9 protein-coding genes are annotated in these 12,596 nt (G+C 23.2%); all 9 read left to right on the top strand.

What is annotated here, in order from left to right; all coding sequences use genetic code 11:
- The first annotated feature begins 336 nt into the window (after positions 1-336).
- The 9 genes from OC705_RS01700 (at position 337) to OC705_RS01660 (ending at position 12,422) form a co-directional block, all read left to right on the top strand.
- On the top strand, positions 337-936 hold the full coding sequence (locus OC705_RS01700) for an RluA family pseudouridine synthase (RefSeq protein ID WP_304514041.1): 600 nt from the start codon (positions 337-339) through the stop codon (positions 934-936).
- A gap of 139 nt (positions 937-1,075) precedes the next feature.
- On the top strand, positions 1,076-2,770 hold the full coding sequence (gene argS, locus OC705_RS01695; RefSeq protein ID WP_304514040.1) for an arginine--tRNA ligase: 1,695 nt from the start codon (positions 1,076-1,078) through the stop codon (positions 2,768-2,770).
- Positions 2,771-3,088: 318 nt separating this feature from the next.
- On the top strand, positions 3,089-4,735 hold the full coding sequence (locus OC705_RS01690; RefSeq protein WP_304514039.1) for an ABC transporter substrate-binding protein: 1,647 nt from the start codon (positions 3,089-3,091) through the stop codon (positions 4,733-4,735).
- A 78-nt stretch (positions 4,736-4,813) separates the two neighbouring features.
- Positions 4,814-5,743, top strand: coding sequence for an ABC transporter permease (locus tag OC705_RS01685; RefSeq protein WP_304512304.1), 930 nt, complete (start codon positions 4,814-4,816; stop codon positions 5,741-5,743).
- A 196-nt stretch (positions 5,744-5,939) separates the two neighbouring features.
- On the top strand, positions 5,940-6,626 hold the full coding sequence (locus tag OC705_RS01680) for an ABC transporter permease (RefSeq protein WP_304514038.1): 687 nt from the start codon (positions 5,940-5,942) through the stop codon (positions 6,624-6,626).
- 59 nt (positions 6,627-6,685) lie between these two features.
- Positions 6,686-7,504 carry an ABC transporter ATP-binding protein gene (locus OC705_RS01675; protein WP_304512306.1) on the top strand — a complete coding sequence of 273 codons (819 nt, stop codon included), beginning with the start codon at positions 6,686-6,688 and terminating at the stop codon, positions 7,502-7,504.
- Positions 7,505-7,692: 188 nt separating this feature from the next.
- Positions 7,693-8,628, top strand: a complete 936-nt coding sequence (locus tag OC705_RS01670; protein ID WP_304512307.1) for an ABC transporter ATP-binding protein — start codon at positions 7,693-7,695, stop codon at positions 8,626-8,628.
- A gap of 73 nt (positions 8,629-8,701) precedes the next feature.
- Entirely contained in the window at positions 8,702-10,915 is a 2,214-nt protein-coding gene (locus OC705_RS01665; RefSeq protein ID WP_304514037.1) for an ABC transporter ATP-binding protein/permease, read from the top strand.
- A gap of 340 nt (positions 10,916-11,255) precedes the next feature.
- The gene (locus tag OC705_RS01660; protein WP_304512309.1) at positions 11,256-12,422 is read left to right on the top strand and encodes an NAD(P)-dependent malic enzyme; all 1,167 of its coding nucleotides are present in this window, start codon (positions 11,256-11,258) and stop codon (positions 12,420-12,422) included.
- The last annotated feature ends 174 nt before the right edge of the window (positions 12,423-12,596 follow it).

The following is a 12,596-nucleotide window of genomic DNA, read 5'->3' as shown; positions in this document are numbered from 1 at the left end:
AGACGGTATCAAAATCCCAAAAATTTAAAAATACCACCATGAATAAATTAAAAAGCAATATTAACCATAACCAGTTAGGTAAGTATTATGCAAGCATGATGATTATCATCATAGAACTTATATGATCGGAATTAACAACTAATCAGTGGTGACACAACGTTAGTCCTCAGAAGAGGATAAATTATGGCAAGCCGGATGCTTGGAAACTTGCTTGTCCGGTTTAGATGGGGGCTATTTGTAATAGATAACTGTAACCGAATGACAAATAATTGTTATTGAAACGCAAATAATCTATCCATATATTTAGCTGTTATTAATAAACCGAGTAATTTGATAGTGCATCCTTCAGTGAGTTTTCGAGGTGTTACTTTAATTAATGGTTTATTATATCAACTTAAAGATTTTAGCAAAATGCCTTTGAGTGAACGCATGGGTATCATTCATCGTTTGGATAAAGATACTACAGGTTTGATTTTAGTTGGTAAAACGATAGAAGCGGTTGAGACAATGCAACAATTATTGCAAAATAAAGGTATTAAAAGGATATATTATGCTTTGATTGAAGGTTTTTTAGATAAAAAAGGAACTATTATTTTACCTATTAAAAGAGATTATCGTAATCCTTTGAAAATGTCTGTAACATCTCAAGGTAAAATGGCTATTACACATTTTACTACTTTAAAAAAATTTAATCATTATTCTCTTGTTGAACTTCAACTAGAAACAGGACGCACTCATCAAATTCGTGTGCATTTAAGTTATTTAAAACATCCTATTGTAGGAGATATTTTATATAATTCCAAAAAATATTCAGTTTCGTCTCAACTTTTACATGCTAAGCAATTATATTTTAATCATCCTTGGACAGGAAAAAAATTACAATTTGATATCCCTTTGCCTAAAAAATTTTCTGAATTTATCAAGTTTTTAGAATAATTTTTAGTTAAGAATTTTAATTATATTTAAACTATCCTGATATTGGATATTTTAAGTATAATTTTATTTTTTTTCGCAATATGTTAATTTAAGATTAAGTTTAAAATAATTTTTTTCGGAAAATTAGGAGAATTTTTTTATGTATTTACAAAACTTGCAAACCCAAATTACTAATATTTTAAATACAAAATTTAATATTAAGTCTATAATAAAATATTATGATAAAGATTTATCATGGGATTTTTATTTACCTTTATTTATCTATCGCGAACAATGGAATAACGATTTATTAAAGATCTTTAACGATTTTAAAGAAATTTTATTAAATTTATCAATAGTATCAGAAGTTCAATTAGATAATGGTTTTTTGAATATTAAATTACAAAGAGGTTTAATTAGTCAAAAAATTTTAAGTTCAATTTATAAATTATCTGAAAATTATGCTCAAAAAGAGATTAACAATCAGGTTATTATTTTAGATTATTCTTCTCCTAATATTGCGAAAAATTTTTCTATTGGACATTTACGTTCTACTATTATCGGCAATGCTTTAAAAAATATTTATCGAAAGTTAGGTTTTATAACTATTGGTATTAATCATTTAGGAGATTGGGGAACTCAATTTGGTCAAATGATTTTAGCTTATCAAAAATGGGGTAAAGAAGATTTGCTTTTGAATAATACTATCGATGAATTGCAAAAACTTTATATTTTGTTTCATGAAAAAGCTCAAAATGATACCACTCTTCATTTGGAAGCTAAAAATATTTTTAAAAAATTAGAAGAAAAAGATGAACAAATATTTAAATTATGGCGTTTATTTAGACGTATTTCTTTAAAAGAATTTCGAAAAATTTATAAATTATTAGGTATTTCATTTGATTTTTCTATAGGAGAATCTTTTTATCACCAAAAAGCTTTACGATTGGTTAAAAAATTATATCAACAAAAATTAATTATTTTTGATCAAAAAGCCTATATTTTTCCTTTAAAAAATACACCTTCAGCTTTAATTCAAAAAGATAATGGTAGTACTCTTTATTTAACTCGTGATATGGCTTGTTTATTGTATCGTATTAAAAAATTTAATTTTCAGAAAATGTTATATGTAGTAGGTAATGAACAAAAATTACATTATAAACAATTAATTGAAATTATGAAAAAAATGGGATATTCTTTTGATATTCAACATGTTAATTTTGGTTTAATTTGTTTAAATAAAATTAAAATTTCTACTCGAAAACACCAGGATTATAAATTAATAGATATTATTCATTATGCTCAAAAGAAGATTATAAAAATTATTGAGAATAGAAATAAAAATTTATCAAAAATAAATATAAGTAAAGTAGCGGAAAAAATCGCTATCGGCGCAATTGTTTTTAATGATTTAAAAAACGATCGTCATTTAAATATTGATTTTAATTTAGAAAATATGATTAAGTTTGAAGGAAATACAGGTCCTTATCTACAATATACTTTGGTGCGTTTAAAATCTATTATTTCTAAAATAAAATGTAATATTGAACTAGATAAATTGAATTGGTTATTTTTAACTAATTATTTTCAAAAAGATTATTATTTTATTATTGTTAAATTATTAGATGATTTTCCTGTGATTTTAGAAAAAATTATTCAAAATAATATGCCTAGTTTATTGGCTCGTTATTTATTTAAATTATCTCAACATACTAATTATTTATATGAAAAAGAAAAGATTTTAACTTCTCAATTCGAATTGCAACAAGGTCTTGTTTTATTGATTAAAAGTATTTGTATAGTTTTAGAAGAAGGATTAAAATTATTAGGAATTCCTATTGTAATCAAAATGTGAATTTATTATGATAATATAAGTTATGTTAAAAAATAAACATTAGTTTATATAAAAGTAAATTAATTGATAAATATTTTATATTTTCTTTTTTATAACATAGTAAAGAATTATTATAACTAAAAAAAGTTATATTAATTTTATAAATATTAATTAAATATATATATATATATATATATATATATTTAAATCTATTTTATGTTGTGTTGTTCATATGATTTATGAATATTTTGTAATATATGATAATTGATATAATAATCAATATTTTTTAAATTTAGATTTTTTTGAAATTTTTTGAAGTAATAGAGGCGATTAGTTAATATGATTTTTATTTTAATTAGTATTTTATTAGGAAGTTTAGGTATATTTTTATTGGTTAATTTTCGTATTTTGCAAAATAAAAAAATTATTGCTTTAATAATAAGCGTTTTTATAATAATTATATTATGGGTTATTATAAAATATTATCAAAAAAGTAGAAATAATTTAAATGAACAAAATAAACATATTTTGACTGCGGGTTTAACAGTTCCAGTACAAGAAGGTTTTGGTATATTTGGGCAAGGAGCTAATACTGTTGTTAACAGTCGCATTAGAGATTTATTGCACGAATATTTAATTAAAGCGTATCCTTTTAAAGAAAATAATATTATAAAAACAATTTATAAACCTTGTCTTTTGACTGCTATGCCGGAAAAAATAACAGAAGGTGAATTTGCAGGATATTATCAATGTTGTTTATCTCCGGGTATTAAATTTCATAATGGACGTATATTAAATAATCAAGATGTTATTGATAATTTTTTTTATAATAAAGAAACAGGTGGTGAACATTCTAGTGTTATTCAAGATATTAAACCAGATAATAATGATATAAATCGTTTTTTTATCCTTTTTACAGATGATCAAGATCCATTAAATTATCATCATTTAAGCAAAATACCTATTATTATTTTTGAAGGTGATAAAAACAAAATTCCTAATCGTCGAATTGGTTTAGGTGCTTTTCAATTAAAATATTTTGATAATAATAATATTCAATTAGATCGTTTTATTGATTATTATAGAAAAGATGATTATAGCGATAGCAATATCGAACAAATAAAATTTTGTTATATTCCTGATACTCAAACTATAAATATGCATCTTAAAAAAGGAGACATTGATATATCTTATCTTATTCTTGATAAAACTTCATCTAAAGATTTATCTCGATCTTCTGATTTGCAAATTATGACACCAGAATCACTCACTATAACATATTTATTTTTAAATTGCCAAAAATTATCAATTGAAGAACGTAAAAGCATTGTTGAAACATTAACTCCGGGAAAAAAACAACAATTTTTGGAACAATTAGGTGAGGATTCGGATCGTTATCAAATAGTTAATAGCATGTCAGATCCACGTATGATAGGTTATTTAGAAACACCTAATTTTGATAATTCTTGTGTAAGTCGAAGACCCGATACTAACAAATCCATAAGTTTTTTAAGTATTAATTCAACATCTCCTATTTCTTATCGTTATGCTAGTCGTATAACTGATTTTTTACAAAAAGAAGGATTTAATGTTAAGCACGAAATTAGAGAATTAAATGAATTAGCTAATCAAGGAGAAAAAGGTGATTTTGATATGTTAATGATTTCAGAAAATTTCGAAGATATTAATCCTTATTATGTTCTTAATTATTTTTTTGGTCCTAAAGACAAAGGAGGATCTATGTGTTGGCATCAATTATCAGATGATGAAGAAATTCTTCAAGGTTTAAATAATTTAAAATTAAATAGTGATAATAATGATTATGATCAGCAAGTTCGTAATTTGCATCAATTATTATTTAATAAATATGCTATTATTCCTTTATATTGTCAGAAATATTCTGAAATGGCTATTCGTAAGAATATAAAAAATTTTAATATTAATATACTTGGAAATCAAGATATAACTAAATTACGAAAAATTTAAATTAACTACATTTTTTAAATAAAAATTTTTCATTTTTAAGCTAATTGTGTGGTAGATCAAAGGAGCAGTTTAGATTAAATGTTTTTTCACAAATATTTTGTCAAAAAATTATTTTATGTTGGATTAATTTTTTTAATTGTTTCTATATTAATTTTTAGTGCTATGAAATTTTTTTCAGATCCTGTTATATCTTTGTTAGGTTATAAAAGTACTTTTCAACAACGAGAACAATTAAGAATTCAACTAGGATTAGATAAAACTTTTTTAGAACAATTTTGGAGTTATATTTATAAGATTATTTTTAAATGGGATTTTGGTCAATCTTATGCGTATCCACAAATTTCAGCTTTAAGTTTATTTATAAAATCTTTTAAAATAACTTTTACGATAACTTGTTTAAGTTGTTTAATAGCTTCATTAATAGGAATTTTTTTAGGTTATTTATCCGCTATAAATTTTAAAAGTAAAATAGATTATATTTTGATTTTTACCTCTATTTTGTTTATTTCTATGCCGAGTTTTATTATTGGTTTTTTATTACAATATTTTTTAGCTTTCTATTTAAATTTATTACCTATTTCAGGATTAGATCATATTAAATCATGGATTTTGCCTATTATTTCTTTAAGTTTGGTAGCAGTTTTTTCGATTTTTCGTATTGCTCGTGTTACTTTAATATCTGTTTCGGAACAACCTTTTGTTATAGCCGCTAGAGCAAAAGGTTTGTCTAACAAAAGAATTTGGTTTAAACATATATTAAAAAATTCTTTAATTCCGATTCTTACTCATGTTAGTTTAATTTTTAATTTTATGTTAAGTGGCGCTATTGTTTTGGAAAGTATTTTCAATTTAAATGGTTTAGGTTTATTAATGTTTAATTCTTTTAATCAAAGAGATCTTCCTGTTTTACAATGCTGCGTAATAATGTTATCTTTAGTTATTAGTTCGATTGGAATTTTAGTTGAATTGTTATGTTATTTTATTGATCCAACTTTTACTAAAAAGTAATTTTTTTTACATTTACAATAATTAGGAGGTATATTTTATTATTCAAAAAAAACAAAAAAAAATATTTTATTTTTTAAATTTTTTATGTAAAAAAAATAAAATTTTATTAGTTGGTTTGATTTTATTATTTTGTTTGTTGGGAATAACTTTTATTCTCCCTATGATTATTCCGAATAAAATTTCTATGTGGAATTTCATGTATGAATCTTTTTTGGAACCCGGATCTTATCATTGGATTGGAACAGATTCTTTAGGTCATGATGTTTTTTCTTATTTGCTTAGAGGAACTATGACATCTTTGTATATAGCTGTTATTTCTGTTTCCATTAGTTTTGTGATAGGAGGAATTTTAGGAATTTTAGGTGGTTATTTTTCAGGTTTTTGGGATATTATAACTAATTTTATTTGTGATTATTTAATTGTTTTTCCAGATTTTATTTTAGCATTTCTAATTATGTTTTTTTTAAAAACCGGACTTTATCAATTAATTATGGTTTTATCTATTTGTTATTTGCCAACATTTATTAAAAATATTAAAAATGCTACTATTAAAATAGCTCGTCAAGATTTTGTTAAAAACGCTTTGTCTTTAGGAGCTAGTCATATTTATATTATTCGTAAACATATTTTCCCTCATTTATTAACTACTTTGTTGATGAGAGTGGTTTTAAGTTTAAGTAGTGTTATTTTGGTAGCTTCTTCTTTTGGTTTTATTGGAATTGGTTTAGATAATTCTATCCCAGAATGGGGACTTTTATTGAGTCTTAATAAATCTTATATTTATGTCTATCCTAGATTATTCTTTTTTCCTATGATGTTTATTATTTTTACCAATTTAGCCTTTAATTTTATAGCAGAAGGTATTAATGAATTTATTGAATAAATTGCTTTATGTGACTGATAGATTCGTCTTTTTTCAAAGAAAGAGGTATTATTAAATAAATGGGTATAAAAAAATCTCAAATTTTATTTAAAGTTGAAAATTTGCATAAATCTTTTGTGATTAATAAAAGAATTTTTCAAGCAAATTATAATATTAATTTATCTATTTTTAAACAAGAAACTTTAAGTATTATAGGTGAATCAGGTTCAGGAAAATCTACTTTAGGTCAATTAATTATACAATTACAAAAGAATAATCACGGTAATATTTGGTATTTTCCTGAAAATGATTTAAATATTAATTTAAGCATGTTAAAACCTAGTCAAATGAAAATTTGGCGCCCCGATTTGCAAATTATTTTTCAAAATTCTTTTTCAGCTTTAAATCCTAAATTTAAAATTCGTGATATTATCGGAGAAGGTTTAATAATTCATCGAAAAGTTTTAGGTTATAAAGATCCTAATTATCGTCAACAAATTATAGATATTATGAATAAATGCGGATTATCTTTAGATTTGATGGAACGTTATCCGGCTGAATTAAGTGGAGGTCAAAGGCAAAGAGTAAACATAGCTAAAACATTAATTTTAAAACCTAAATTTGTAGTTTGTGATGAAATTGTTTCTGCATTAGATGTAACTGTGCAAAAACAAATTTTAGATCTTTTGAATGATTTTAAAACTAAATATAAAATTACTTATTTGTTTATTTCTCATGATTTAGGAGTGGCCCAATACATTAGTGATAGAATTGGAGTAATGTATCGAGGTCAATTAGTAGAATTAGCTCCTACAAAAGAAATTTTTCAAAAACCTATGCATTTTTATACTAAATCATTATTAAATGCGATTCCTCGTATTCCTTATTATGAAAAATAATGTTAAATTTTTTTAATAATAATTAATAATTATTGTAATTAATATAATTCAAAGCGATTTAAATTGATAAAATGCTATAATAAATAGAATTTTTCTTATAAATATGCGAGAATATTTTAACTAATTAAACAATTTTAAAAAAAGTTATAGTTGTTTTATTTATATCTATTATTAAGGGATGATATAATATGAATTTGTTACAAGTAAAAGATTTACACACTTATTTTCAATCTGAAAATTCCTTGGTTAAAGCAGTTAGAGGAGTTAGTTTTGAAGTAAAAGAACAAGAAACTTTGGCTATTATAGGTGAATCTGGTTCTGGAAAAAGTCAAATTGCTTTATCGATTTTAAAACTTTTCCAAAATAATCAAACAATTGTTAAAGGGCAAATTATTTTTAATCAAGAAGTAATTTCTGATTTTGATGAACATCAAATGCGTAAAATCCGTGGCCAAGAAATTAGTATTATTTTTCAAGATCCCGTTTCAAGTTTAAATCCTTTATTAAAAATAAAGACACAAATTTTTGAAATTTTAAAATTGCGTAAAGGGATATATGGGCAACAAGCTTTTCTTCAATCTATACAGTTACTAAAGCAAGTAGAGATTTCCGATCCTTATAAAATTTTGGAATCTTATCCATATCAACTATCTGGAGGATTATGCCAAAGAATATCTATAGCTATTTCTTTGATTTCTCGTCCGAAATTGTTAATTGCAGATGAGCCTACTACTGCTATAGATGTTATAGTTCAACAAGAAATTTTAAATTTAATTAAAGATATGCAAAGAAAATATAATATGTCTATGATTTTTATTACACATGATTTAAGTATTGTAGCTTCTTTAGTAAAAAATATTATTGTTTTATATAAAGGTATGGTTATTGAAAAAGCTCCTTGTGAAAAAATTTTTAGTAATCCTATACATCCTTACACTAAAAAATTATTAAATGACTTTTTATCAACTAGCATTTATCGTTCTCATATTAAACTTAACGAAAATATTTATGACGCTGAAAATGATATTTTTGATTTTCGTAATTTCAAAAATTATGCAGAACCAGATTTAGATTTATATCAAGTGTCTGATGAACATTTTATTAGTTGTACTTTAAAAAAATAATTTTTATTTAATTAAAAGTTTATTTTTTAATTTTTTATTGTTTTTTTATTTTTAAGAAAGTCTTATAAATAGTATGTTTTTAGTATGTAAAAATATAACTAAAATATTTAAATCTAAAAAAAATTTTATTTCTGTTTTAGAATCTATTAATTTTTCTTTACCCTCTAAAGGTTTAGTTTTTATTATAGGAAAATCTGGTAGCGGAAAAACTACTTTAATGAATATATTAGGTGGTTTAGAAACAAATACTAACGGAGATGTTTGGTTTAAAAATAAATCTTTATCAAATTTAAGTGAAAATGAATTAAGTAATTACAGAAATCAATCAGTTGGTTTTATTTTTCAAAATTTTAATTTAATCAATGATTTAACAGTATTTCAAAATATAGCTATTGCTTTAGAATTGCAAAATAGACCAGTCGACGATATATTGATTAATAATATTCTCGATTTAGTGGATTTAAATGGTTTTGGTAAACGTGATGTTAAAGAATTATCAGGAGGTCAAAAACAACGAGTATCTATTGCAAGAGCTATAATTAAGGAACCTGATTTTTTATTAGCTGATGAGCCTACAGGCTCTTTAGACAGTATTACTGAAAAACAAATATTAGAGTTATTTAAAAAAATTTCTAATCAAAAATTAATTATTTTAGTTTCACATAATTTAGAAATAGCCTATAATTACGCAGATCGCATTATTGAAATAAAAGATGGTAAAATTATTAAAGATAATATTAGAAATTCTCAAAATATTTTTATTGATGTTTTAAATTGTAATAAAAATAATCAAGAATCAATTAATAATAAATCTATTAATTTTCTAAAAACAACTTTTAAATTATTTTCAAGATCATCTTTTTGTATGGCTTTGAATCATATGAAGTTAAAAATTGTTTCTTTATTTTTTAATATTATATTAACCACTATTTTTTTCGCTTTATTAGGATTAATATTAGCTATGTATTTTTATCAGTCTCCTCAGGTCATTAAATCAATTTTTAAAAATAATTATGAGCAAAATTTTATTTTTACTAAAGGTTTAGATGATAAAAATATTATGTTGCCAATTACTTGGAATGAGTTTGATTCTTTGAAACGAAAAAATCCAAAAATTAATTTACAACCAATAATAAGTGTTTGCTATTGGAAAAATTTATTATTTAATAAGTTAACAGAAGACAATAATTATCTAAATTTTAATTTATTTTATAATAATAAAATTTTGTTTGATTTGTTAGAAACATCTGAGAGTGAAAAATTTTGGAAAGCTATTGGTTACCAAAAACCAATGAATTTTGATAAAAATAAAATTTATGTCTCTCGCCATTTAGACGAATTTTTAAAATCTTGTGCCAAACCAGATATTATTTATAATCAATCCTCATTATTTAATGAATTATTAGATATTATATTAAATAAACCTAGAGAATTAATTGAAACCGTAAATGAAAATCAATATTTGATTCGTTTTCAGTATTATAATAATTTTCACCAAAAACAATATAAATTATTACAAAATAATAAGCAAAAATTTTTACATACTATTAAATTATTGTTTTTAGATCAATATTATGAAGAAGAAGAAGAATTTGGTAACAAAAATATAGTTTTATTGCCTAAATCAATAATAAATAAAATTATAACTTCGGAAATAATGCAAAAAGGTTATGAAGAAAACAAAATTTTTAATTTTTTTAAAATAATAGGTTGCACTCAAAATTTATCTCACAATGAAATAAATGATTTGGTTGATGATTATCATTATTGTTTTGAAATGAATAATAATCAAAACAATAACTTTCGACAAAAAAAAATAAATTTTATTTTATCAAGAACCCCTTTTATAAGGTTGTTTAATACAATTGATCAGGGAATATTGCAATTAGCTTTGCCATATGTTTTTGGAATAGCTTGTTTATTAGCTATTTTTGTTGCAATTATGATAATTATTTTTACAAACAATTCTATTAAACTAAGATATAGGGATATAGGAATTTTGAAAGCTCTTGGAGCTGGAAAAATTTATATTTTATCTATTTTTTTAACAGAAATTGCAATAATTTTTTTCATTAATTTGATTTTATCTTCGGTTGTAATAAAATTCTTTTTATTTCAAATTAATAATTGGTTTATTTCTTATTTTTCTATTCCTATATTAATTTCCAATTTGCGAGTTTATATATATGTTTTTGCGTTGGGATTGATTTTTTATTTATTAAGTACTTTTATTCAAATTATAAAAATTATTTTTAAAAAACCTATTGATATTATTAATGAAAAATAAATTACGTATCTATATATATATAATAATTTTAATATTAAATTAAAGTTTATTAAAAAAACGAAAATTTTTTATTAAAAAAATAAATTTATGTTGACATTTCGCCAAAGTTCATACATTATTATTATTGGTGTCGGTTATTTTTGTATTATTTTTAATGATAATAATGATTTTACTCATTTTTAAAATTTTAAGATTAATTTTTAATAATAAAGATTGTTTTTGATTAAAAAAATAATTTTTGTAAATAATTAATATTTGAGTTGAATTAATTTTTGTTTGTTAATAAACTTTATAGATAAATTTTATAAATAATTCAAATGTAAACAGGAGCGATTAATTGATGAATAATCAAGAATTAGCGTTAAAATTGCATGCGCAAAAAAAAGGGAAATTAGCTACAGTATCTAAAGTAGAAATTAATAATTTAAAAGAATTAGCACTTGTTTATACTCCAGGAGTGGCAGAGCCATGTTTAAAAATTAAAGATAATCCTCAAGATGTATATAAATATACTTCTAAAGGTAATAATGTTGCAGTTATTAGCAATGGCACAGCAGTGTTAGGTTTAGGAAATATTGGCGCTTTAGCTTCTATTCCTGTAATGGAAGGTAAAGCTGTTTTATTGAAGAAATTTGCCAATATTGATTCGTATCCTATTTGTATTGATTCTGAAGATCCTGATGAAATGATTAATATTATTAGCAAAATTTCTTCTGTTTTTGGTGCTATTAATTTGGAAGATATTAAAGCTCCTGAGTGTTTTGAAATCGAAGAAAAATTAAAACAAAAATTATCAATTCCTGTTTTTCATGATGATCAACATGGAACGGCTATTGCTGTTTCTGCGGGTTTAATTAATGCTTTAAAAGTTGTTAATAAAAAGATATCTGAAGCGGAAATAGTTATTTTAGGAGCAGGAGCAGCAGGTACAGCTATTGCGAAGTTATTACTTTTATTAAAGCCTAAAAATATTGTATTAGTAGATAAAAATGGAGCAATTAATTCTAAAGATACAGAATTATTAAATGCAAATCAACAAAAATTGGCACAAATAACTAATTTTTATAATGAAACCGGTAATTTAACTGAAATTATTAAAAATAAAGATGTTTTTATTGGTGTTTCTAAATCTAATTTATTAACTTCTGAAATGGTAGCTAGTATGAATAAGGATGCAATTGTATTTGCTTTAGCTAATCCAATACCAGAAATTATGCCTTTAGAAGCTAAAAAAGGTAATGCTCGTATTGTAGCAACAGGACGTTCAGATTTTCCTAATCAAATTAATAATTTATTAGTTTTTCCAGGAATTTTTCGTGGAGCTTTAGATAGCAAAGTTACTCAAATTACAGAAGAAATGAAGTTAGCTGCTGTTTATGCTTTAGCATCTATTATTCCTGATTCTGAATTAACTGAAGAAAATATTTTACCTTCTATATTTAATCCTGAATGTACTCAGGCTATTGTTAAAGCTATAAAAAAAATGAGTAATGTTATAATTGATTAAAATATATTTCTGAAAATAGTAAATTAATAAATTTATATTTATTTATCCGCAAAAGATGCTCATAATTCCGCTATTTAACGCATAGCCTAGAGTGATAATCTCTAGAGGTCACGTAAACACTGCAAGGTGGGCTTGATCAACTAGTTCGAAAGAAGAGTTGATAACAGCAAAAGC

The sequence above is a fragment of the Candidatus Phytoplasma fabacearum genome (genome assembly GCF_030586805.1).
Taxonomy (GTDB): domain Bacteria; phylum Bacillota_I; class Bacilli_A; order Acholeplasmatales; family Acholeplasmataceae; genus Phytoplasma; species Phytoplasma fabacearum.
The sequence above is the reverse complement of the archived record's forward strand: the minus strand, read 5'-3'. Positions and strand labels throughout refer to the sequence as shown.